General features: G+C 63.9%; 20 protein-coding genes. 15 read left to right on the plus strand and 5 right to left on the minus strand.

Annotated elements, in window-relative coordinates; genetic code table 11:
* The first annotated feature begins 92 nt into the window (after positions 1–92).
* The 5 genes from NKJ04_RS00835 (at position 93) to NKJ04_RS00855 (ending at position 5,485) form a co-directional block, all read left to right on the plus strand.
* Entirely contained in the window at positions 93–1,169 is a 1,077-nt protein-coding gene (locus tag NKJ04_RS00835; RefSeq protein WP_023810654.1) for an ABC transporter permease, read from the plus strand.
* A 2-nt stretch (positions 1,170–1,171) separates the two neighbouring features.
* Entirely contained in the window at positions 1,172–1,939 is a 768-nt protein-coding gene (locus NKJ04_RS00840; protein ID WP_023810655.1) for an ATP-binding cassette domain-containing protein, read from the plus strand.
* 112 nt (positions 1,940–2,051) lie between these two features.
* Positions 2,052–3,047, plus strand: coding sequence for an inositol 2-dehydrogenase (iolG, locus tag NKJ04_RS00845; RefSeq protein ID WP_352672875.1), 996 nt, complete (start codon positions 2,052–2,054; stop codon positions 3,045–3,047).
* A gap of 32 nt (positions 3,048–3,079) precedes the next feature.
* Positions 3,080–3,874, plus strand: coding sequence for an SDR family oxidoreductase (locus NKJ04_RS00850; RefSeq protein WP_352672877.1), 795 nt, complete (start codon positions 3,080–3,082; stop codon positions 3,872–3,874).
* Between the two features lie 519 nt (positions 3,875–4,393).
* Positions 4,394–5,485: a 3-deoxy-7-phosphoheptulonate synthase gene (locus tag NKJ04_RS00855; RefSeq protein WP_352672879.1), complete on the plus strand. Its 1,092-nt coding sequence runs from the start codon at positions 4,394–4,396 to the stop codon at positions 5,483–5,485.
* Positions 5,486–5,749: 264 nt separating this feature from the next.
* Here NKJ04_RS00855 and NKJ04_RS00860 read toward each other — a convergent pair whose 3' ends face one another.
* Positions 5,750–6,385: a LysE family translocator gene (locus NKJ04_RS00860; protein ID WP_023810660.1), complete on the minus strand. Its 636-nt coding sequence runs from the start codon at positions 6,383–6,385 to the stop codon at positions 5,750–5,752.
* Between the two features lie 129 nt (positions 6,386–6,514).
* On the opposite strand from NKJ04_RS00860, the gene NKJ04_RS00865 reads away from it, so the two are divergent.
* Positions 6,515–7,210: a helix-turn-helix transcriptional regulator gene (locus NKJ04_RS00865; protein ID WP_352672882.1), complete on the plus strand. Its 696-nt coding sequence runs from the start codon at positions 6,515–6,517 to the stop codon at positions 7,208–7,210.
* Positions 7,211–7,587: 377 nt separating this feature from the next.
* On the opposite strand, the gene NKJ04_RS00870 is transcribed toward NKJ04_RS00865, so the two are convergent.
* Complete coding sequence (locus NKJ04_RS00870; protein WP_352672885.1) at positions 7,588–8,697, minus strand: Gfo/Idh/MocA family protein; 1,110 nt, start codon at positions 8,695–8,697, stop codon at positions 7,588–7,590.
* Between the two features lie 156 nt (positions 8,698–8,853).
* Here NKJ04_RS00870 and NKJ04_RS00875 point away from each other — a divergent pair, with 156 nt between their 5' ends.
* The 9 genes from NKJ04_RS00875 (at position 8,854) to phnN (ending at position 18,763) form a co-directional block, all read left to right on the plus strand.
* The gene (locus NKJ04_RS00875; protein WP_164748924.1) at positions 8,854–9,699 is read left to right on the plus strand and encodes a MurR/RpiR family transcriptional regulator; all 846 of its coding nucleotides are present in this window, start codon (positions 8,854–8,856) and stop codon (positions 9,697–9,699) included.
* A gap of 141 nt (positions 9,700–9,840) precedes the next feature.
* On the plus strand, positions 9,841–11,775 hold the full coding sequence (locus NKJ04_RS00880) for a bifunctional 5-dehydro-2-deoxygluconokinase/5-dehydro-2-deoxyphosphogluconate aldolase (RefSeq protein WP_352672888.1): 1,935 nt from the start codon (positions 9,841–9,843) through the stop codon (positions 11,773–11,775).
* 33 nt (positions 11,776–11,808) lie between these two features.
* Complete coding sequence (gene iolD / locus NKJ04_RS00885; protein ID WP_352672891.1) at positions 11,809–13,659, plus strand: 3D-(3,5/4)-trihydroxycyclohexane-1,2-dione acylhydrolase (decyclizing); 1,851 nt, start codon at positions 11,809–11,811, stop codon at positions 13,657–13,659.
* A gap of 128 nt (positions 13,660–13,787) precedes the next feature.
* Positions 13,788–14,705, plus strand: coding sequence for a myo-inosose-2 dehydratase (iolE, locus tag NKJ04_RS00890; RefSeq protein ID WP_352672893.1), 918 nt, complete (start codon positions 13,788–13,790; stop codon positions 14,703–14,705).
* A gap of 58 nt (positions 14,706–14,763) precedes the next feature.
* Positions 14,764–14,976, plus strand: coding sequence for a DUF3329 domain-containing protein (locus tag NKJ04_RS00895; RefSeq protein ID WP_023810667.1), 213 nt, complete (start codon positions 14,764–14,766; stop codon positions 14,974–14,976).
* A 334-nt stretch (positions 14,977–15,310) separates the two neighbouring features.
* The gene (iolB, locus tag NKJ04_RS00900) at positions 15,311–16,123 is read left to right on the plus strand and encodes a 5-deoxy-glucuronate isomerase (RefSeq protein ID WP_352672896.1); all 813 of its coding nucleotides are present in this window, start codon (positions 15,311–15,313) and stop codon (positions 16,121–16,123) included.
* Between the two features lie 153 nt (positions 16,124–16,276).
* Positions 16,277–16,984 carry a DUF1045 domain-containing protein gene (locus NKJ04_RS00905; RefSeq protein ID WP_352672899.1) on the plus strand — a complete coding sequence of 236 codons (708 nt, stop codon included), beginning with the start codon at positions 16,277–16,279 and terminating at the stop codon, positions 16,982–16,984.
* 13 nt (positions 16,985–16,997) lie between these two features.
* Positions 16,998–18,137, plus strand: a complete 1,140-nt coding sequence (locus tag NKJ04_RS00910) for an alpha-D-ribose 1-methylphosphonate 5-triphosphate diphosphatase (protein ID WP_352672902.1) — start codon at positions 16,998–17,000, stop codon at positions 18,135–18,137.
* Positions 18,134–18,763 carry a phosphonate metabolism protein/1,5-bisphosphokinase (PRPP-forming) PhnN gene (gene phnN, locus NKJ04_RS00915; RefSeq protein WP_352672905.1) on the plus strand — a complete coding sequence of 210 codons (630 nt, stop codon included), beginning with the start codon at positions 18,134–18,136 and terminating at the stop codon, positions 18,761–18,763. Before NKJ04_RS00910 ends, phnN begins: the two co-directional genes overlap by 4 nt.
* A 1-nt stretch (position 18,764) precedes the next feature.
* Here the strand turns inward: phnN and NKJ04_RS00920 are convergent, their stop codons facing one another.
* From NKJ04_RS00920 to NKJ04_RS00930, 3 genes are all read right to left on the minus strand, one after another.
* Entirely contained in the window at positions 18,765–19,664 is a 900-nt protein-coding gene (locus NKJ04_RS00920; RefSeq protein ID WP_031213037.1) for an aldose 1-epimerase, read from the minus strand.
* Between the two features lie 136 nt (positions 19,665–19,800).
* Positions 19,801–20,796, minus strand: coding sequence for an ABC transporter permease (locus tag NKJ04_RS00925; protein ID WP_352672907.1), 996 nt, complete (start codon positions 20,794–20,796; stop codon positions 19,801–19,803).
* 61 nt (positions 20,797–20,857) lie between these two features.
* The gene (locus NKJ04_RS00930) at positions 20,858–22,396 is read right to left on the minus strand and encodes a sugar ABC transporter ATP-binding protein (protein WP_352673208.1); all 1,539 of its coding nucleotides are present in this window, start codon (positions 22,394–22,396) and stop codon (positions 20,858–20,860) included.
* Between the last annotated feature and the right edge of the window lie 66 nt (positions 22,397–22,462).

Consider the following 22,462-nt stretch of genomic DNA (forward strand, 5'->3'; position numbering starts at 1 on the left):
GAGCGGCGCTCGACCAAGACAGCGCCGCTCCCCTCTCTCCCTCGGCGCCGGCACGGCGCGAGGGCGACCGCGGCTGATGGAGGACAGAATACGTGGCACAGACATCTCATGGCGTCGGCGGCGTCGGTTATGATGCGAGGAAGCGCACATGGCCGGCCGAGTTCAATGTTTTCCTGGCGCTGGTCATTCTCGTCGTCATCTTCGAACTGATCGGCCGCGTCTTTCTCGGCGACAGCTTCCTGTTCAACACCCGCAGCGACGTCGGCGGCATCTTCAACGAAGCGCGCCTGCAGATCATCATCCTGCAGGTGTCGATCGTCGGCATCATCGCCATCGGCGTGACGCAAGTGATCATCACCGGCGGTATCGACCTGTCCTCGGGCTCGATCGTCGGCGCGACCGCCATGATCGCCATGAGCTTCGCCCAGGTGGCGACGGTCAACGGCAACCCCAATCCCAAGGCGATGTTTTTGGCGCAAGGCTGGACGGACCTGCCTGTCATCGTGCCGCTGCTGGTGGCGATCGCCTGCGGCCTGTTCGCCGGGCTGGTCAATGGCGCGCTGATCGCCTACACGCGCATTCCGCCGTTCATCGCCACGCTCGGCATGATGGTGACCGCGCGCGGCATCGCGAAATGGTGGTCCAAGGGCCAGCCGATCTCGTTTCCCACCGAGAGTTTCGCCGGCATCGGCAAAGGCCTGATGCCCGTCGTCATCTTCCTGTCGCTGGCCATCCTGTTCCAGCTGATCATGACCTACACCAGGTACGGCAAGCACTGTTACGCGATCGGCTCCAACGAAGATGCCGCGCGCATGTCCGGCATCAAGATCGCCAACCACAAGATCCTGGTCTACGTCATCGCCGGCATTCTCGCAGCGCTCGCCGCCGTGGTGCTGAGCTCCAAGAACCTGACCGCGCAGTCCGGCATGGGCGTGATGTACGAGCTCGACGCCATCGCCATGGCGGTCATCGGCGGCGTCTCCCTGTCGGGCGGGCGCGGCTCGATCATCGGCACGGTGATCGGCTCGCTGATCTTCGGCGTCATCATCTCCGGCTTCACCTTCCTGCGCCTCGACGCCTACTACCAGGAGATGGTCAAGGGCGTGATCATCGTCGGTGCGGTGGTTCTCGACCAGTGGCGTCAACGCCTGCGGGCAATGAGGGCATGACCATGTCAGACATCGTCCTGAAGACCGAAAACCTGACCAAGCGCTATGGCGGCGTGCACGCGCTGGAAGGCGCTAATTTCGAGCTGCGCAAGGGCGAGCATGTCGCCATCATGGGCGACAACGGCGCCGGCAAATCGACCTTCGTGCGCCAGATCACCGGCGTCGAGCAGCGCACCAGCGGCCAGATCTGGTTCGACGGCAAGGAAGTGAATTTTGCCGGGCCGATCGAGGCTCGCACGGCGGGCATCGAGACCGTGTTCCAGAACCTGGCGCTGGCCGACGATCTCGACGTGCCGTCGAACCTGTTCCTCGGCCGCGAGAAGGTGCTGTTCAATCTCGGCCCGTTCTCGATCCTCGACCGCAAATACATGCGCAAGGCGACCGAGGCGGCGCTCGTCCGCACGGCGGTGAAGATCCCCAATCTGTCCAACACCATCCGCCACATGTCGGGCGGCCAGCGCCAGTGCGTGGCGATCGCCCGGACCGCGACCTTCGCCTCCAAGCTGATCATCATGGACGAGCCAACGGCCGCCCTTGGCGTACAGGAGACCGCGCAGGTCGAAAACATCGTCCGCACGCTCAAGGACAATGGCGAGCCGCTGATCCTGATCAGCCACAATATGCGCCAGGTGTTCGATCTCTGCGACCGCATCGTCGTGTTCCGGCGCGGCCGCATCGTCGCCAATCTGCGCAAGGAGAACACCGACGGAAACGACATCGTCTCCTACATCACCGGCGCCAAGACCGGGGAGGCGGAACTCGCGGCCTAAACAGGATGGTCATCCTGTTTTCTGGCGCGCTCGAAAAATAGCCTTGCCACCTTCCCCCAAAAGGAAGGTGTGGACACAACTCTCTCTAACCCATCCCCCCAGAGGAAATATCATGACCGTTCGCTTCGCTCTCCTCGGTGCCGGCCGCATCGGCAAGGTCCACGCCCGCGCCGTCGGCTCCAACCCGCAGGCCAAACTGGTTGCCGTTGCCGACGCGTTCGAGAAGGCCGCCAAAGAGCTGGCGAGCGCCTATGGCGCCGAGGTGCGCAGCATCGAAGACATCGAAAAAGCCGGGGATATCGACGCCGTCGTCATCTGCACGCCGACCGATACCCATGCCGATCTGATCGAGCGCTTCGCCAAGGCCGGCAAAGCGATCTTCTGCGAGAAGCCGATCGACCTCAATGTCAAGCGCGTCGAGAAGTGCCTGGCCGTGGTCGAGAAGACCAAGGCGACGCTGATGGTCGGCTTCAACAGGCGCTTCGATCCGCATTTCGCCGCCGTGCGCAAGGCGATCGACGACGGCGCCATCGGCACCGTCGAGATGGTCACCATCACCTCGCGCGATCCCGGCGCGCCGCCGATCGACTACATCAAGCGCTCGGGCGGCATTTTTCGCGACATGACCATCCATGATTTCGACATGGCGCGCTTCCTGCTCGGCGAAGAGGTCGTGGCGGTCAGCGCCCATGCCTCGGTGCTGGTCGACAAGAAGATCGGTGCTGCCGGCGATTTCGATAGCGTCAGCGTCATCCTGGAAACCGCTTCCGGCAAGCAGGCCGTCATCTCCAACTCGCGCCGCGCCACCTATGGCTACGACCAGCGCATCGAGGTGCATGGTTCGAAGGGTATGATCGCGGCCGAGAACCAGCGCCCGGTGTCGATCGAACTGGCCAACGAGAAGGGCTATACGCGCCCGCCGCTGCACGACTTCTTCATGACCCGCTACCTCGACGCCTACGCCATTGAGATCGCCGCGTTCATCACAGCCGCGACCTCGGGCAAGAAAGCGTCGCCGAGCGGCGCGGATGGGCTGGTGGCGCTGAAGCTGGCCGATGCGGCGCTGAAATCAGCAACGACCGGCAAGACCGTCCGTCTCGACAAGTAAGAACCCTTGGAAAGAACCACAGGAGCAGAGCGATGAGCGGAACAGCCGGTCGCAATTCACAGACACGCGCCATCGTCACCGGTGGCGCCCAGGGGATCGGCTTTGCCGTTGCCGAAGCGCTGGCCGACGAGGGCTGCCGGGCACTGGCGCTCATCGGCCGCTCGCAGGAGAAGGGCGACAAGGCCGTCGCCCATTTCAAGAAAGCGGGCGTCGACGCGATCTTCATCAGCGCCGACGTCTCTAAAGTGGCCGACTGCAAGCGCGCCGTTGCCAACGCGATCTCGCATTTCGGCACCATCAACGCGCTGGTCAACGCCGCCGCGACATCGGCGCGCGGTTCGCTGGTCGAAACCAGCGAAGAGCTGTTCGACACCATCTTCGACACCAATGTGCGCGGCCCGTTCTTCCTGATGCAGGGCGTGGTGGCGCATCTCCTGGAGAAAAAGGCACCCGGCTCGATGGTCAATGTGCTGTCGATGTCTGCGCATACCGGCCAGTCGTTCCTGACGCCCTATTCGACCAGCAAGGGGGCGCTGATGACGCTGACCAAGAACGTCGCCAATGCCTATCGCCACAACCGCATCCGCTGCAACGCGGTGCTGCCCGGCTGGATGGACACAGAGGGCGAGGACATCGTGCAGAAGAAATGGCACGATGCGCCGGACGACTGGCTGGCAAAGGCCGAAGCGGCGCAGCCGATGGGCCAGCTGGTGAAGCCGGACCAGCTAGCACGGTTGATCAGCTACATGGTCAGCCCGCAGTCGGGCGTCATGACCGGATCGCTGGTCGACTACGACCAGAGCATTGCTGGGTCGTCGCCGGAGTAGCGCCGGCGAGTCCCGCGGAAACGCCCATCACTTCGTCATCCACGGGCGGAGCAAGGAGCGTAGCGACGCGGCGCAGACCCGAGGATCCATGCCGCGACTCCAATGCGCCGCGACGGTGCAGAATTCTGTTCCGCTGCACTCTTGGTTGACGTCCCGGCATGGATCCCAGGGTCTCCGCGACGGAGCTTCGCTCCTGCTTCGCCCTGGGATGACGAAATCGCGAAGATTCGGCCATCCCGAATTGTCTCCGCATCACCCACGTGACAAGCGCCTCCGCATCGACTATATGAGCCTCATGATCAACCTGACCGCCACGTATTGGTACTTTAGGAGCTCGCTGGCGGCGGGAGGATTGCGCTCGATCTGAAGATTGCAGCAACAAGATCCGAACAGCCGCCATACCTGGCGGCTTTTTTGTTTTCAGCCGGCAGGTTCCCTCTAAATCAAAGAGGAGCATGATGTCGTCCGAAAACCGCTTCACACTTTTCGGCATCATGCTCTCGACAGGAGCAGAAAGCCGTGTTGACCACCACAGACGACCTCCGGGTCAAGGAAATCCGAGAACTGAGTACGCCGGACGAGGTGATGCGGGAGATCCCGCGCACTTTGACCGCGACGCGCACCGTCAGCGCATCGCGCAACGCAACCCATGCCATCTTGAACGGCACCGACGACCGGCTGCTCGTCATTGTCGGCCCGTGTTCGATCCACGATCCGGTCGCGGCCGTCGATTATGCCAGTCGCCTGGCAGCGCTGCGCGAGAGTCTGTCGGACCGGCTGGAGATCGTGATGCGGGTCTATTTCGAGAAACCGCGCACGACGGTCGGCTGGAAAGGCCTGATCAACGATCCCGACCTCGACGGCAGCTTCAACATCGACAAGGGGCTGCGAATGGCGCGCAATGTGCTGTCGGCCGTCAACAATCTCGGCCTGCCGGCGGCGACCGAATTCCTCGACATGACCACGCCGCAATACATTGCCGACCTGGTTGCCTGGGGCGCGATCGGCGCGCGCACAACCGAGAGCCAGATCCACCGCGAACTCGCCTCGGGCCTCTCCTGCCCGGTCGGCTTCAAGAACGGCACCGACGGCAATCTTCGCATAGCCGCCGAGGCGGTGAAATCCGCCGCCCAGCCGCATCATTTCATGGCGGTGACCAAGGGCGGGCGCAGCGGCATCGCCACGACCACGGGCAATGAGGACTGCCACGTCATCCTGCGCGGCGGCGTTCAGCCCAACTATGATGCGGCGAGCGTCGAAGCCGCCGCTGTGGAACTCGCTCATATCGGCGTTGCGCCCAGGCTGATGATCGATGTCAGCCACGCCAATTCGGCCAAGAAGCCCGAAAACCAGCCCAAGGTGGCGGCCGATGTCGCCGGCCAGGTCGCGGCAGGCGACGAGCGCATCATCGGCCTCATGATCGAGAGCAACCTCGTCGCCGGCCGGCAGGAGGTGGTGTCGGGCAAGCCGCTGGTCTATGGCCAGAGCATCACCGATGGCTGCATCGACTGGGCGACCACCGAGACGGTGCTGCACGGCCTTGCGGGTGCTGTCGAATGGCGCCGCTCGACACGCCGCGCCATGATCGACAACCGGCAGGGAGCCGCTTGAGCCACTGATGCCGGCCTTTGCCCGGCACGACCCCCACCCTAACCCCTGCCCACAAGAGGGAGGGCAATCGCATATGGATTCTTGCGAAGAAGGACCCCCACCCTAACCCTCCCCACAAGGGGGAGGGAACGCTGCCGCGCACTCCTACTCGAACCTTTGACGCCTGAAAAACGTCGGCAGTTTGCCGTTGTCAGCGCCGACTGGAGTCCCCCTCCCCCTTTGTGGGGAGGGGTTAGGGGTGGGGGTCCTCTTCGCAAGAAATCCCTACGCCGCCCTTAACCCCTCCCATGCCGTGAACACCGACACGGCAAAGAGCAGCAGTCCGGCCGCCCGGCCGGCAAAAATCGTCGCCCTCGGATTGGCGATCAGAAGATTGCGGCTGCGGCCGGCCGTGATCGCCAGTCCGCCATAGATCGCAGCCTGCGTCGCCACGGTCAGCAGTCCCATGATCGTCGCCTGCATCCAGATCGGACCGTAGTCCGGTTTCAGGAACTGCGGGTAGACGGCAAGCACGAACAGGTATGCCTTCGGGTTGATCAGGCAGGTCACAAAACCCTGGCGAAAGGCCTTCCATGCGGAACGGCTGCCGGCAGGCCCCTCCTGACCGACAGTGATGGAACTGCGCATCAGCGTGATGCCGATAAAGGCCATGTAGGCGGCGCCGGCAAGCAGAAGCGGCTTGAACAGGATCGGCACGAAATGCATCAGCAGGCCGACGCCGATGGCGCCGTTCAGCGTGTGCACCATGCCGCCGACCATGATGCCGCCAGTCGCGGCGAGACCCCTGTCGCGTCCGCCGGTCAGTGCATTGGCGAGCACGAAGAGCATGTCCATGCCTGGAACGGCGATGATGCCGAACAGCAGGATAAAGAAAAGCCAGAGATTTTCCGCATAATCCATGTCAGTTGCCTGCCGCCTCGCTCCGCCAAACCGCAGCGGAACCTGTTGATTTTCAATTCGATAGGCGCTCCTATAGATCAGCCCAACTGACAATGCTGTGTCAGTTGGGCTCGCAACCCGGGGGAAAAAATGCGCAAGGCGTCACGCCTGTTCGAGATCATCCAGATCGTGCGGCTGGCGCGGCAGCCGGTGACGGCGGCGACGATTGCCGAGCGGCTGGAAGTGACGGTGCGCTCGATCTATCGCGACATCGCAGCGCTGCAGGCGATGCGCGTGCCGATCGAGGGCGGACGCGGCATCGGCTATATCCTGCGCCCCGGCTTCGACCTGCCGCCGCTGATGTTCTCGATCGAGGAGATGGAGGCGATCGTCTTGTCGCTGGCGCTGTTGGAGCGCACGGGCGACAGCGAGCTCAAGCAAGCGGCCAAGCGCGTCAGCGTCAAGATCGCCGGCGCGGTGCCATCACCCTTGCGCCAGGTATTCGACGCCAATGCGCTGCATGCCTGGGGTTTCGCCGCGCCTTCGACCGGTGCGATCGATCTGGCGCTGGTGCGTCGCGCCATCCGCGATGAGGAGAAGCTCGACCTCTCCTATCGCGACGAAATGGGCCGCGCCTCCGAGCGACTCGTCCGCCCGATCGCCCTGATCTATTACGCCGAAACCGCCAACATCGTCGCCTGGTGCGAGCTGCGCCAGGCGATCCGCAATTTCCGCAGCGACCGGATCGAGGATTGCCAGGCGACGGGGCTACGCTTCAAGGGCGAAGGCGACCGGTTGCGGCAGGTCTGGGTCAACGGGTGGGAGACTCCGGCCGCCGGCGGCTGAGGTGACCGCAGATACTTGGCGTGGTGCTTACCTTGGCAGGTCGCACGCCTTGGGGATTGGTCGAAACTCCCGTTACTTCGTCATCCTGGGGCGAAGCAAGGAGCGAAGCGACGCGGCGCAGACCCCGGGATCCATGCCGCGACCTTTGTCGAGGAATGCAGCGGAGCAGAATTCTGCACCGTTGTGATGCGTTGGAGTCGCGGCATGGATCCTATGGTCTGCGCCGCGTCGCTTCGCTCCTTGCTCCGCCATAGGATGACGAAGCGTCAGGGAGGCGTCGGCCAATCGCGAATGTCTGCGACGGGTCACCAAATGAATGGTGAAATCTTGTCTGCCGAGAGTCGGTAACCTTCCCCGTCTCGACGAACTACATGGCTCTATCGCACATCGACCCAGCGCTTCTCCTCGAACGAACGCGCCATCGCGTGCACGGTGCGCTCGATCTCCAGCCCTTCGGTGAATTCGATGAGCCGCGCCGGCTTGCCTTCAAGCCGCGTCAGCAATTCGTGGCATTCGATGATCTTGAGATCGTTGAAGCCGAGGCCATGGCCCGGCGCCGGCACGAAGAGGTCATAGGGCTTGTGGTGCGGCGCCACCAGGATGGTGCGGTAGCCCTGCTCGGTCGGCCGGTCGGCGGTGAGGTAAAGCTGGAATTCGTTCGATCGTTCCTGGTCGAACAGGATCGACCCTTTCGAGCCGAAGATCTGGACGGCGATGCGGCCCTTGCGGCCCCAGGCCGAGCGGTTGACCAGCAGCGTGCCGGCAATGCCATTTTCCAGATGCATCAGCACGCTGGCGATGTCGTAGGTTTCGACCACGCGACGGCCGCCGCTGGCCAGCTTGCGATCGGCATAGGGTTTGGCCATGTCGCAGATGACGCTGGCGACGCGGCCGAACAGGGCTGAGACCAGCGACAGCGGATGCACGGCGAAATCGTCGAGCGCGCCATAACCGGAGGCCGCCTCGTGCTTCCAGAAGAACAGCGCCTCGGGATCGGCCATGAAGTCCTCGTCCATCTCGATGCGCAGATGGTTGACCTCGCCGATGATCTTCTCTTCCAGCAAAGCGCCGATGTGGCGGATGGCCGGGCTCTGGATGTAGTTGTAGCCGAGCGCCGCGACCTTGCCGGACTTGCTCGCCGCCGCAGCCATCGCCTCGGCCTCGGCAAAGCTCGGCGCCATCGGCTTTTCGCACCACAGATGCTTGCCTGCTTCGAGGATGGCGATGGCCATTTCCGGATGGAACTGGTTGGGCGTGGTCAGCGAGACGATATCGACTTCGGGATCGTTGACTACGGCACGCCAGTCGCCGGACGCCTTGGCGAAACCGAACTCGCCCGCCTTGCGCCGGGCGAGCTCTTCATTGACCTCGCCGAGATGGACCAGCCGTGGCTTGGCAACGTCGGGAAAGACGGCGCTGACGGCACTCCATGCTATGGCGTGACACTTGCCCATGAAACCCGTACCGATGAGACCGACGCCGACCATTTTCCGTTTCTCCACTGCTTGAAGCGTTACGTGGATGAATTAGTCCATTTTCATCCGAAATGGAATGTCTGCCTCATTTTTTATGGCGTTCTTGCGCAGGCTCGCTATGATGATGCAGAGAGGGACGCTTCACGCATGAGCTTGGACACAGCGACGATGGACGAACGGGTACCTCGCGATTTCGAGACGCTGCGCACCACCATCCTGGAGCGGCGCGAAAGCCTGCCGAAGCGCATCGCCCAGATCGCTGCCCATGCGCTCGACAATCCCGACGATATCGCCTTCGGCACGGCCGCCAGCATCGCCGCTTCGGCCGGCGTGCAGCCTTCAACCCTGATCCGATTTGCCCAGCAGCTTGGCTTCGATGGTTTCACCAGCCTGCAGCAGGTGTTTCGCGAACGGCTGCGCGAGCGCAACTCCTCCTATGACGAAAGGCTGCAGGCGTTGCGCGCCAAGGCAGAGGGCGGCGCCGGCCATCGGTCGATCTTCGACGGCTTCGTCGCCGCGGCCAGCACCTCGCTCAACGACATTTCGCGCACGCTGGACGATGCGCATCTGGAAGACGCTATTTCCCTGCTGGCAAAGGCGGAAACCATCTACGTGCTGGCCAAGCGCCGCTCCTATCCGGTGGCGTCCTACATCGCCTATGCGCTGGGCAAGCTGAAGATCCGCAACCAGTTGATCGAGTCGGCGGCCGGGCTGAATGCCGAGATGATCGGCTTCGCGACGCCGGCGGATGCCGTCATCGCCATCTCCTTCTCGCCCTATGCGCCTGCCACCATCGAGGAGGCGCGCAGCATTTCGGAACAGGGCGTGCCGATCGTCGCCATCACCGACAGCTCGTTTTCCCCGCTCGCCCAGTTCGCCAAGGTCTGGTTCGAGGTTGCCGAGGCCGATTTCGCCGGCTTCCGCTCGCTGTCGGCGACCATGGCGCTGGCCATGGCGCTGACCGTCGGCGTCGGCGAGAAGCGGCGCGACACGGGCCGTAAGCGCAAAGCCTGATCCACCGCCGAAAAGGTACTTTTCACCGAAGGAACGCTCATTCCATATTGACTATGGATTGGAATTATTATTTCATATTCCCGGCGCCACGCTGCCGCTCGCGCGTGTACCCCAACACAACAAGGCCGACGGGAGGTTCCAATGAGCGAAGCCGTGGACGCTGAATACGCGCCGCTCGACGTCATCACCATCGGTCGCGCTTCCGTAGACCTTTATGGGCAGCAGATCGGCTCGCGGCTGGAGGACATCACCTCCTTCGCCAAATCGGTCGGCGGCTGCCCGGCCAATATCTCTGTCGGCACCGCTAGGCTCGGCCTGCGCTCGGCGCTGCTCACCCGCATCGGCGACGAGCAGATGGGCCGCTTCATCCGCGAGCAGCTGACGCGTGAAGGCGTCAATGTCGACGGGCTGAAGACCGACAAGGAACGGCTTACCGCTTTGGTGCTGCTGTCGGTCGAGGACGAAGGCGTTTCGCCGATGATCTTCTACCGCTCGGATTGCGCCGACATGGCGCTGGCGCCGGAAGACATCGACGAGGCCTTCATCGCCTCGGCGCGCTCGATCGTCGTTACCGGCACGCATTTTTCCAGGCCCAACAGCGATGCCGCGCAGCGCAAGGCGATCCGCATCATGAAGGCCAAGGGCGGCAAGGTGGTGTTCGACATCGACTACCGGCCGAACCTGTGGGGCCTCGCCGGCCATGCCGAGGGGTTCGAGCGCTATGTGAAATCGGACCGGGTCTCGGCCCAGCTCAAGACGGTGCTGCCCGATTGCGACCTCATTGTCGGCACCGAGGAAGAGATCATGATCGCGTCGGGCGCCGATGATTGCCTGAGCGCCTTGAAGACGATCCGCTCGCTGTCGGCCGCCACCATCGTCCTGAAGCGCGGCGCCATGGGCTGCATCGTCTATGACGGACCGATCAGCGACGATCTCGAGGACGGTGTCGTCGGCAAGGGATTTCCAATCGAGATCTACAATGTGCTGGGCGCCGGCGACGCGTTCATGTCCGGTTTCCTGCGCGGCTGGCTGGGTGGCGAAGATCATGCGACAGCGGCGACCTGGGCCAACGCCTGCGGCGCCTTCGCCGTGTCGCGGCTGCTCTGCGCGCCGGAATATCCGACCTTCGAAGAACTGCGGTTCTTCCTCAAACACGGCAGCAAGCATCTGGCGTTGCGCAAGGACGAGGCGATCAACCACATCCATTGGGCGACGACGCGCCGGCGCGACGTCGCCTCGCTGATGGCGCTCGCCTGCGACCATCGCATCCAGCTGGAGGATGTGGCGGCGAAGGCCGGTGCCGATCCGGCGCGGGTCGAAGAATTCAAGGTGCTGGCGGTCAAGGCGGCTGCGAAGGTCGCCGCCGGCCGCGACGGCTACGGCATGCTGATCGACGAGAAACACGGCCGCAAGGCTATGTTCGAATTCGCTAGGCATTCCTTCGCCTGGCTCGGGCGGCCGGTGGAGCTGCCGGGTTCGCGGCCGCTGCGCTTCGAATTCTCGCAGGACATCGGCTCGCAGCTTGTCGAATGGCCGGTCGACCACTGCATCAAATGCCTGTGCTTCTATCATCCCGACGATCCGGCGGCGCTGAAGGACGAACAGCAGCAGAAACTGCGGGCGCTGTTCGAAGGCGCGCGGAAGGTCGGCAGGGAACTTCTCATCGAGATCATTGCCGGCAAACATGGCAAGCTCGACGACATGACGATCCCGCGCGCGTTGGAGGAACTCTATGCGCTCGGCATCAAGCCGGACTGGTGGAAGCTCGAGCCGCAGGCGTCGAGCGGCGCCTGGGCGAAGATCGAGGCCGTGATCCTGAAGCACGACCCCTGGTGCCGCGGCGTCGTACTGCTTGGCCTGGAAGCGCCGCAGGACGAGCTGGAAGCGGCCTTCGCCGCCACCGCCAAGGCACCCATCGTCAAGGGCTTTGCCGTCGGCCGCACCATCTTCGTCCATGCGGCCGAACAATGGCTGGCCGGCAAGATGTCGGATGACGAGGCAATCGCCGACATGGCGTCTCGCTTCGGACAGTTGACGGATGCGTGGCTTGCCGCGCGCGGCCGCAAGGCGGCATAAGAAGGCGCGAATAGGACTGCGGAGGAAAACATCTTGAGCAAGACAATCCGCCTGACAATGGCGCAGGCGCTGACCCGCTTCCTGTCGCGCCAGATGACCGAGATCGACGGTAGCAAAGTCCCCATCTTCGGCGGCGTATGGGCGATCTTCGGCCACGGCAATGTCGCCGGCATCGGCGAGGCGCTCTATCAGCTACGCGACGAATTGCCGACCTTCCGCGCCCACAATGAACAGGCGATGGCGCATGCCGCGATTGCCTACGCCAAGGCCAATTTCCGCCGCCGCTTCATGGCCGCGACCTCTTCGATCGGCCCCGGCGCGCTCAACATGGTGACGGCGGCGGCGCTCGCCCATGTAAACAGGTTGCCCGTCCTGTTTTTGCCGGGCGACGTCTTCGCCAACCGCATCCCCGACCCGGTGCTGCAACAGGCCGAGGATTTCTCCGACGGCACAGCGACGGTCAATGACTGCTTCCGTCCGGTTTCGCGCTATTTCGACCGCATCACCCGGCCGGAGCAGATCATTCCTGCGCTCAGCCGCGCCATGCAAGTGCTGACCGATCCGGCCGAATGCGGGCCGGTGACGCTGTCGCTGTGCCAGGACGTCCAGGCCGAGGCCTGTGATTATCCCGAGAGTTTCTTTGCCGAGCGGGTCTGGCACCAGCGCCGGCCGCGCCCGGACCGCCATGAGCTTGCCGCTGCAGTCGCCGCGCTAAAGGGCGCAAAAAAGCCGCTGGTGATCGCCGGCGGCGGTGTCCTCTATTCGCAGGCGTCGGACGAACTGGCGAAATTCGCGGAGAGCGCCGGCATCCCGGTCTGCGAGACGCAAGGCGGCAAATCCTCGCTGCCGGACGACCATCCGCTCAACATGGCGGCGGTCGGCGTCACCGGCACATCTGCGGCCAACCGGCTGGCTGAGGAAGCCGATGTCGTGCTGGCCATCGGCACGCGCCTGCAGGACTTCACCACCGGCTCGTGGGCGCTGTTCAAGAATTCGGGCAAGACTATCATCGGGCTCAACGTGCAGCCCTTCGACGCCGGCAAGCACCGCGCCCTGCCACTGGTCGCCGATGCGGCCGAGGGCCTGGCTGAACTCGGTGCTGCGCTGAAGGGCTGGAAGGCGCCGGCAAGCTGGACCGACAATGCGTCCTCCGGCAAGCAGGCCTGGCAGGTCGAGGCGGCCAAGGTGACGGCGTCGACCAATGCCGCCTACCCGTCCGACGCGCAGGTGATCGGCGCCGTGCAGCGCGCCATGGGCACCAGTGTGACGCTGTTGAATGCCTCCGGCGGGTTGCCGGGCGAATTGCACAAACTTTGGCAGGCGGGCGCGCCCGGATCGTATCATGGCGAATATGGCTTCTCGACCATGGGCTACGAGATTGCCGGCGGGCTCGGAGCCAAGATGGCGAAGCCCGGCGAGGAGATCGTCGTCATGATCGGCGACGGCTCCTACCTGATGATGAATTCGGAGATCGCCACCTCGGTGATGCTCGGCCTCAAGCTCACCATCGTGCTGCTCGACAACAGAGGCTATGGCTGCATCAACCGGCTGCAGATGGCGACCGGCGGCGCCAACTTCAACAATCTCCTGAAGGACTCGCGCCACGAGGTTCTGCCCGACATCGACTTTGCCGCGCATGCGGCGAGCATGGGGGCCATCGCCGAGAAAGTGCCGTCGATCGCCGGGCTGGAAAACGCGCTGGCACAAGCCAAGAAGAATACGCGCACAACGGTGCTCGTCATCGACACCGACCCGCTGGTTTCCACGAATGCCGGCGGCCATTGGTGGGACGTGGCGGTGCCGGAAGTGTCTGTACGGCCGCAGGTCAACGCGGCGCGCAAGGCGTATGACGAAAAACGACAGATGCAGACCATCGGCGATTGATATAGGCGCTGCCACCCCCACCTCCCCCACCCCGCTGCTTCGCAGCGACTTGCCGGGGCGAGCAACGGTCTCGCCCGTCCTTCGGACCCCCACAAGGGGGTGAATACGAACTGAACTGGAGCGACGACTTGAAAGCCAAACTGGGCATGTCCCCCATTGCGTGGTGGAACGACGATCTTGCGGAACTCAGCGATGATGTGTCGCTGGAAGAATGTCTGCGCCAGTCGCGCTCGGCCGGCTTCACCGGCATGGAGATGGGCCGGCGTTTTCCCAATGATCCCGAAATCATGCTGCCGATCCTGAAGGCAGCCGACGTCACGCTGTGCGGCGGCTGGTTCTCCGGCACGCTGGTCGATGGGGAGATGGCCGACAACAAGGATCGCATCCAGCCGATGATCGACCTGTTCAAGGCGGTGAACGCGCCTTGCATCGTCTATGGCGAGGTCGGCCGCTCGATCCAGGGCGACCGCTCGAAGCCGCTCGCCACCAAACCTAAGCTGTCGGATGACGAGATGAAGGCCTACGCCAAGCGCCTGACCGAATTTGGCGAATGGTGCGCCGAACAAGGCATGCCGCTGTCCTATCATCACCACATGGCGGCGGTGGTCGAGACCGAGCCGGAACTCGATGCCTTCATGCGCTATTCCGGAGCCGGCATTCCGCTGCTGCTCGATGCCGGCCATCTGGCATTCGCCGGCGGCGACGTGCTGCGTGCCATCGACAACCATCATACCCGGATCAGCCATGTGCATGTGAAGGACGTTCGCATGGGGGTGATCGACAGGCTCGATCGCACCAAACAATCCTTCCTCGATGCGGTGGCGCTCGGCGCCTTCACCGTGCCGGGCGATGGTTCGCTGGATTTCGGCGCCATCGTGCAGCGCTTCGCCGACCATGGCTATGAGGGCTGGTTCGTGGTCGAGGCGGAGCAGGACCCGAAGAAGAACCCGCCACTCAGGATGGCGCAGGTTGGCTACAAGGAATTGATGCGCGTCATGACCGCCGCCGGCTATACGGTCGAGACGCAAGGCTTTCCAAATGTCTAGTTTCCCAATGGCTGGTGCGACGGGTTCCCGGCGAGGCCGATTGCTGTAGATTGGCCCGATGAAAGATTCCGAACACCCCTTCTTCCGGCCTTTGTGGCGGCGCGTCGCCATCGTCGCGGTCTGCGTCATCTGGTCGATCATCGAGTTCGCCACCGGCACGCCGTTCTGGGGCATGATCGCGCTCGGCTTCGCCGGCTACGCCGTCTGGCAGTTTTTTTATCTCTATAAGCCGGCCGACGAGGCGAAGGCCGAGGCCGAACCGAAGGAGTGACTGATCGCATGCGTTGGCGATTGGCTTGCAGTGCTTCTAACTTCGTCATCCTAGGGCGGAGCAAGGAGCGCAGCGACGCGGCGCAGACCCTAGGATCCATGCCATGACTTTGAAGCTGGTGTGACGGTGCAGATTCCGCTCCGCTGTGCCCTTCGGCCGAGGCAACGGCATGGATCCTAGGGTCTCCGCGACGGAGCTTCGCTCCTGCTTCGCCCTAGGATGACGAAGTTGGAAGGGCGCCGGCCAATTTCCGAACGTTTGCGATGGTCCTTTCAAACAAACGACTTGGCTTTACAGGCCTGCAACCGTCAGGCCACTGGAATAGGAGACAAAAATGTCGAAGCTGCTCGTCAAAGCCGACAAAGGCCTTGGCCGCGTCGCCCATGTGACGCCGAAAAGCGCCGGCTGGACCTATGTCGGTTTCGATCTGCATCGGCTGAAGCCTGGCGAAAGCGCCTCGGGAAGGACCGAGGATCGTGAAGTCTGCCTGGTGTTCGTCACCGGCAGGGGCAAGGCGTCAGCCGGCGGCAAGGAGCTCGGCCTGCTCGGCGAGCGCATGTCGCCCTTCGAGGGCAAGCCGTGGTCGGTGTATGTGCCTGAGGGTTCGGACTGGTCGGTGACAGCGGACACCGAACTGGAACTCGCCGTCTGCTCGGCGCCGGGCCTTGGCGGCGGGCTGCCGGTGCGGGTGATCGCACCGGACGATCTCGGCCAGGAGGTGCGCGGCAAGGGCACCAACACGCGCTACGTCACCAACATATTGCCGGAGGGCGAGCCGGCCGATTCGCTGCTGGTGGTCGAGGTCATCACGCCCGGCGGGCATACGTCGAGCTATCCGCCGCACAAGCACGATCAGGACAATCTGCCCGCCGAATCCTATCTCGAGGAAACCTACTATCACCGTCTCAACCCGCCGCAGGGTTTTGCCTTCCAGCGCGTCTATACCGATGCCGACAAGAACGGCCACCGCGCGCTCGACGAAGCGATGGCGATCGAGGATGGCGATGTCGTGCTGGTGCCCGGGGGCTATCACCCCTGCGCCGCCTGCCACGGCTATGACCTCTATTATCTCAACGTCATGGCCGGACCGAAGCGGACGTGGAAATTCCACAATGCGCCCGAGCACGAGTGGCTGATGAAGGCCTGACCGGTCGCTGCGTGAGCACTCGCTCCCTGGTCCAGCACGAAAAAATCGTCGGCTAATGACCCCGCCGCAGCGTTTTGTTACCTGAAAGCCAGCAAGGCTTCGTCAATTCGTCATGGAAATCACCTATGGCAGCGAAGCTGACAAGGACTTTCCATGCGCTACGCCCTCTATTTCACCCCCCGGCAGGACGAGCCGTTGGCTCGGATCGCCGCCAACTGGCTCGGCCGCGACCCGTTCGGCGCCGCAACAAAGCCGGTCGAGGCTGTAGCCGACCTGTCGGCGGCGGAAGTCGCTTTCCACACCGCCTCGGCGCGCCGCTATGGTTTCCACGCGACGCTGACAGCGCCTTTCCGCCTGGCTGCCAACGAGACCGAAGCCTCGCTGCGCGCCGCACTCGACCAATTCGCCGAGGCGACGCCGGCGGTGACCATCCCGCGTCTCGTCGTGAGCCAGATCGACGGCTTCTTCGCACTGGTGCCGGAAGGGCCAGTGCCTGCGCTCAACCGGTTCGCCGATGACGTGGTGCGCGATTTCGACCGGTTTCGTGCACCGCTGAGCGAAGCGGAAATCGAGCGGCGCAGCCCGGATTCGCTGAAGCCGGCCGAGTTCCGCAACCTCTGCCAATGGGGTTACCCCTATGTCTTCGAAACCTTTCGCTTCCACATGACGCTGTCCGGCCGGGCGGGGTCACAGGAAAGCCCTCGTTTGCGCGCAGCGATCGACAGCCTGTTCGCTGAAGTGCTGCAACAGAAGGTGCTGGTGGATGCGTTGACCTTGTTTGTCGAAACCGAACCGGGTGCACCGTTCATGGTGCTCTCGCATCACGCGCTCGGGCGCCGCCCGGCCAGAAAAACCGCCTGAAGGACTGCCTGAAATGACCGCCGAGACTGTTCTCCACAATGCCCGCATCGTGCTTGCCGACGAGATCGTCGAGGGTTCGCTGGTGCTGCGCGACGGCTTTATCGCCGGCATCGAATCCGGCATCAGCCGCATCGGCGAGGATATGGGCGGCGACTATATCATTCCCGGGCTGGTCGAATTGCACACCGACCATCTCGAAGGCCACTACGCGCCGCGGCCCAAGGTGCGCTGGAATCCGATCGCCGCCGTGCTCGCCCATGACGCGCAGGTGGCGACCGCCGGCATCACCACTGTGCTCGACGCCTTGCGCGTCGGCATGGACGAAGACGCCGACCTGACATCGGCCGACATCCGCAAGCTGGCCGACGCAATCGAGGACAGTGTGAAGCAGGACCGTCTGCGCGCCGATCATTTCATCCATCTGCGCTGCGAGGTTTCGGCACCGGACTGCCTCAGGGCTTTCGCCAATTTCGACGGCGACGAGCGGGTCAGACTGGCGTCGCTGATGGACCATGCGCCAGGCCAGCGCCAGTTCGTCAACCTCGAGACCTATGCCTACTATTACCAGCGCAAGCTGAAGCTGACCGATCGCGACTTCAAGCTGTTCTGCGAAAAGCGGATGGCCGAATCGGCGCGCAATTCGGCGCCGAACCGGGCGGTGATATCAGCCGCCTGCCAGGAGCGCGGCATCGTGCTGGCCAGCCACGACGACGCCACATCAGGCCATGTCGACGAGGCGATCGAGCAGGGCGTGCGCGTCGCCGAATTCCCGACCACGGAAGAGGCCGCCAGGGCCTCGAAAGAGGCCGGGATGGGCGTGCTGATGGGCGCGCCCAACGTCATGCGCGGCGCCTCGCATTCGGGCAATGTCTCCGCCCGTACGCTGGCCGGCGACGGCCTGCTCGACATCTTGTCATCCGACTATATTCCCTTCAGCCTGATCCAGTCGGCGTTCTTCCTCGGCGATGTCGTCGAAGGCATTTCCCTGCCGCAGGCCGTCGCCATGGTCTCGAAGAACCCGGCCGATGCGGTTGGCCTGACCGATCGCGGCGTCATCGAACAGGGCCGCCGCGCCGACCTGGTGCGCGTGCGCGTCGACGACCATGTCCCGGTGGTGCGCACCGTGTGGCGGCAGGGAAGCCGGGTCGCATGATGGTGTCGGCATCGATCGAGCGGGAATTGTCGGCCGAGACGTTTCCGATCCGCGATGGCGTTTTCGTCGCCGTCGTCGGCCCAAGCGGCGCCGGCAAGGACACGGTGATCGGCTACGCCCGCGCCCGCTTTGCCGATGAGACAAGGCTGGAGTTCGTCCGCCGCGTCATCACCAGGCCGAGCGATGTCGCCAGCGAGGACCACGACACGCTGGCCGATGCCGCCTTCGTCGAGGCCGAAGCCGATGGCGCCTTCGCCATCTCCTGGGAAGCGCACGGCTTGCGCTACGGCATCCCCGCCGATGTCGACTGGTCCGTCGCTAATGGCCGTGTCGCTGTCGCCAATGTGTCGCGCGCGATCATCCCCTCCTTGCGCGAACGCTATGCCAATCTGGCCATCGTCGAGATCACCGCCTCGCCTGAAGTGCTGGCCGAGCGTCTGGCGATGCGCGGCCGCGAGTCGCGCGGCGAAGTGCTGGCGCGGCTGGCGCGCAGCGCCAATGTGAGCCTGTCGGGACCTGGCGTCACCTCGATCGACAACAGCGGCCCGCGCGAAGCCGCCGGCGACCGTTTCGCCGAGGTGCTGCGCAAGGCGATGGCTTTTTCCGACATGTCGGGCCTGATCTAGGCTAGCCTTCAAGCGCAAAAGGCATGAACAAGACGGTGCCGGCAGCACTTTCGCCAGGGGCCAGCACGATCACGCCTTCCTCCGGATCGTCCCACCGGCCCCGGTTGAAAGCACCGGAGGCATTCGTTTGCGGCTCGACGCAGAAATACGGTTTTGTCGGATCGGCGTAGAGCATCAGATGCTTGAAGACCGGGTCGGCCTTGATCCGCAAGCCGGCACCGCGGGTTGGAAAACGAATGATCGCCTCGCCCCTCCAGCCGCCGTAATCACTGTTGCGCCAGCCGTTTGGCAAAGGCCGGTCCTCGGCAAAGTCGAGTTCGGGCGGAAGTGTGATCGGATCACCGGAAATGCCATCCGGCTCTTCGAGGTAGAAGCGCTTCGCCTCGAATTGCAATGTCACGTCCGGATCGCGATCGAACCAGGGATGCAGGCCAAAACCGAACGGCAAGGTAACCGGTCCGGTGTTGGTGAGCGTAATGGTGACGCTCAGCCCCTCTTCGGTGACCGCGAAAGCCTGCGTCGCTCGATAGGAATAGGGCTCGGCTCCGGCGGCAATGTCCAGCGTCAGCGTCGCGTTCGCGGCTGCTGTCTCGGTGACAGTCCAGGCGTGTTGCCAGCCGCTGCCGTGCACGTTGAATTTCTCCGGCGGATTGTTGGGCAGGACCTGCCAGCGCTGCGCCCCGAAGTCGAAAGCGTTCCCAGTGATGCGATTGGCGTAGGGCGTCATTGGAAACATGGCCACGCCAAGCACATTGCCGGTATCGCGATCCCCGTCCGAAAGCCGGCGCAGGAGATCGATGCCGCGCCAGCGCAGCGCGCTCACGCTGCCGCCGATTTGCGGCGCCAGTTCGGCTTCAAGCGCCCCTGCCCTCAACATCAACAGTTCAGGTTTCGCTCTCATGGCTTGCCACTCGTCCGCCACCGACATCCGGCATGATGTGGAGACGTCCCGCAATCGCAGAAGGGCGGCAAGGCCGCAACCATTTCATTCATGCCGCCAGGCGCCGACAAACGCGCGGCGCGTCTTGGCAGGGCGATTATTCCGCGGCCGCGCCGGAAGCGCTCTTGCGCGTGGCGTCGACCATCAGCCGCCGTTCCCGGAACACGCCCCATTGCTGGTCGACCAGCACGCCGATGAGGATGACGCCGCCCATCACCGCGAAGTTGAGCGAGGACGGGATGCCGAGCAGGTTGACGAGGTTCTGCAGCTCCTGCAGCAGCACCGTGCCGAGGATGACGCCGATCAGCGAGCCTTCGCCGCCGCGCAGCGAGAAGCCGCCGAGCACGGCTGCGGCGATGGCGTAGAGTTCGTAGAACTGGCCGTGGCTGGCCGGTGAGATCGAGCGCGTGTACATGGCGAAATAGATCGCCGACAGCGCCGTCAGCACGCCGCAGATGACGTAGGCGGCGATGACGACGCGGCCGGTGCGGATGCCGCAATATTTCGCCGCCTCCTCGTTCTTGCCGATGGCGTAGAGATAGCGGCCGAACACCGAGCGGTGCAGCACCACCCACATGACGATCGAAATAACGATCAGCGCGATGAAACTGTTCGGCACGCCATAAGAGCGCCCGGCGGTGAGGAATTCGAGGTCGGGGAAATTCTGGCCGAACGCAAAACCCGCCGTGCCGTCGCCAGTGTAGAAGCGGGCGACGCCGCGGTAGATCAAAAGGCCGCACAGGGTGACGACGAAGGGCTGCAGCTTGAGCCTTGTGATCAGCCAGCCATGTGCCAGGCCGATGATGGCGCCAAGCACCAGGATGAGCACGAAGGCAACCGGCCATCCCATGCCACGCACGGCGATGAAGTCGATGAACAGCGTTCCGAGCAGCGCGACCACCGAGCCGACCGACAATTCGATGCCGCCGGTGATGATGACGAAGGCCTGGCCGATCGACAGGATGCCGAACAGGCCGATCAGGTTCGAGGTGTTGGCGAGGTTGATCGGAAGCAGGAAGCGCGGATTGATGATCGCAACGATCGCCCCGACCACCAGGATCAGGATCAGCAGGCCGAGATCTTTCTTGCTCATCGTCTTCTCCCCAATGCCCGCCCTGGAAGGTTCCGGACCGGAACCCGTGGCAAACAAGAAACTATTTCGGCTGCTTGCCCACTGCCAGCAGCAGCACGTTTTCCTGGCTGAACCGGTCCTTGTCGAGAATGCCGGAGATCTGGCCCTCATGCATGACGGCGATGCGGTCGGACACGCCGATCACCTCTTCCATGTCGGAGGAGATCATCAGCACGGCGACGCCGGCATCGGCGAGTGCCCGCATCAGCCCGTAGATTTCCGCCTTGGCACCGATGTCGATGCCGCGCGTCGGCTCGTCGAGGATCATCACCTTCGGGTTCATGGCCAGCCATTTGCCGAGCACGACCTTCTGCTGGTTGCCGCCCGACAGCGTGCCGGTGCGCGTCTGCACCGACGGCGCCTTGATGCCGAGATCTTTCTTCTGCTTCTCGGCGGTGGCGGTCTCGGCGCTTGAGGACACCAGGGAGCGGCGCGCATGCGCCGGCAGATTGGGCAGCGAAATGTTCTGCGCGATCGACAGGTCGAGCAGGATGCCGGTGAGCTTGCGGTCTTCCGGCACCAGGAAGATGCCATGCGCGACAGCGTCGGCCGCGGAAGCCAGCGCAAGCGGCTTGCCGTCGAGCTCGAGCGCGCCGCCGAGCTTCGAGTCAATGCCGAAGAACACCCGCGCCAGTTCGGTGCGGCCGGAGCCGACAAGGCCGGCAAGACCGAGGATTTCGCCGCGCCTGACGTCGAGATCGACCGGGCGGCCGGGATAGGCAGGCGTGCGAATGGCCTTGGCCGCAAGCGCTACGGCGCCGGGCGCACGCGCCGCCTCCGAGGCTTTCTCGCGCTCCTTCAGCATGCGGCCGATCATCAGCTTGACCATCTGGTCGTGGCCGATGTCGCTCTTCGGCAAGGTGCCGGCCAGCATACCGTCGCGCAGCACGACGACGCGGTCGGCGACGCGCTCGACCTCGTGCAGGCGGTGCGAAATGAAGATGACGCTGATGCCGTCGGCCTTCAGCGCCTTGATGACGTCGAGCAATTTGTCGGTTTCGGCGAGCGGCAGGCTCGATGTCGGCTCGTCGAGGATGACCAGCCGCGCCTCGATCGACAGCGCCTTGGCGATCTCGACCATCTGCTGCTGCGCCAGCGACAAGGTCGCGACCTGCGTGTCGGCGGAAAAATTGGCGCCGACGCGCTTCAAAAGCGGCGCCACCATGGTGCGCAGCCTGGCGCGGTCGACGAGCTTGAGCGGCCCGGCGCGCAACGGCTCGCGGCCGAAGAAGATGTTGGCGGCGACGTCGAGATTGTCGAACAGGTTGAGTTCCTGGTGGACGAAGGCGATGCCCGAACCCAGGCTGGCTTCGACGGAGAGCCTGTCATGTGCGGTGCCGTCGACGGTGATCGTGCCGCTGTCCGGCTTGGTGACGCCGCCGAGAATCTTCATCAAGGTCGATTTGCCGGCGCCGTTTTCACCGACGAGGCCGATGACCTCGCCCGGCCTGACCTCCATGGAGAAGCCGTCGAGCGCGACGACGCCCGGATAGGTCTTGCGCACGTTCTCGAGGCTGAGGAACGGCGTCGTTGCTGCGATGGATGTGTCGGAATAATTCATCATGCCTGACAGCGATTGGCGGGCCGACTTTTTGGCAGACTGACGATCCGCGTGCGGTTCGTCAAT

Origin of the sequence: Mesorhizobium sp. M0618, assembly GCF_040320765.1 — a bacterium.
In the GTDB taxonomy this organism is placed as follows: domain Bacteria; phylum Pseudomonadota; class Alphaproteobacteria; order Rhizobiales; family Rhizobiaceae; genus Mesorhizobium.

Bases quoted from the DNA above. Each gene is read 5' to 3' on its own strand.
- NKJ04_RS00860 (WP_023810660.1), bottom strand. From the start codon at position 6,385: ATGGATTATGCGGAAAATCTCTGGCTTTTCTTTATCCTGCTGTTCGGC.
- NKJ04_RS00880 (WP_352672888.1), top strand. From the start codon at position 9,841: ATGAGCGAAGCCGTGGACGCTGAATACGCGCCGCTCGACGTCATCACC.
- NKJ04_RS00840 (WP_023810655.1), top strand. From the start codon at position 1,172: ATGTCAGACATCGTCCTGAAGACCGAAAACCTGACCAAGCGCTATGGC.
- iolG (WP_352672875.1), top strand. From the start codon at position 2,052: ATGACCGTTCGCTTCGCTCTCCTCGGTGCCGGCCGCATCGGCAAGGTC.
- NKJ04_RS00870 (WP_352672885.1), bottom strand. From the start codon at position 8,697: ATGGTCGGCGTCGGTCTCATCGGTACGGGTTTCATGGGCAAGTGTCAC.
- NKJ04_RS00875 (WP_164748924.1), top strand. From the start codon at position 8,854: ATGGACGAACGGGTACCTCGCGATTTCGAGACGCTGCGCACCACCATC.
- NKJ04_RS00895 (WP_023810667.1), top strand. From the start codon at position 14,764: ATGAAAGATTCCGAACACCCCTTCTTCCGGCCTTTGTGGCGGCGCGTC.
- NKJ04_RS00850 (WP_352672877.1), top strand. From the start codon at position 3,080: ATGAGCGGAACAGCCGGTCGCAATTCACAGACACGCGCCATCGTCACC.
- NKJ04_RS00905 (WP_352672899.1), top strand. From the start codon at position 16,277: ATGCGCTACGCCCTCTATTTCACCCCCCGGCAGGACGAGCCGTTGGCT.
- NKJ04_RS00925 (WP_352672907.1), bottom strand. From the start codon at position 20,796: ATGAGCAAGAAAGATCTCGGCCTGCTGATCCTGATCCTGGTGGTCGGG.
- phnN (WP_352672905.1), top strand. From the start codon at position 18,134: ATGATGGTGTCGGCATCGATCGAGCGGGAATTGTCGGCCGAGACGTTT.
- NKJ04_RS00930 (WP_352673208.1), bottom strand. From the start codon at position 22,396: ATGAATTATTCCGACACATCCATCGCAGCAACGACGCCGTTCCTCAGC.
- NKJ04_RS00920 (WP_031213037.1), bottom strand. From the start codon at position 19,664: ATGAGAGCGAAACCTGAACTGTTGATGTTGAGGGCAGGGGCGCTTGAA.
- iolB (WP_352672896.1), top strand. From the start codon at position 15,311: ATGTCGAAGCTGCTCGTCAAAGCCGACAAAGGCCTTGGCCGCGTCGCC.
- NKJ04_RS00865 (WP_352672882.1), top strand. From the start codon at position 6,515: ATGCGCAAGGCGTCACGCCTGTTCGAGATCATCCAGATCGTGCGGCTG.
- NKJ04_RS00910 (WP_352672902.1), top strand. From the start codon at position 16,998: ATGACCGCCGAGACTGTTCTCCACAATGCCCGCATCGTGCTTGCCGAC.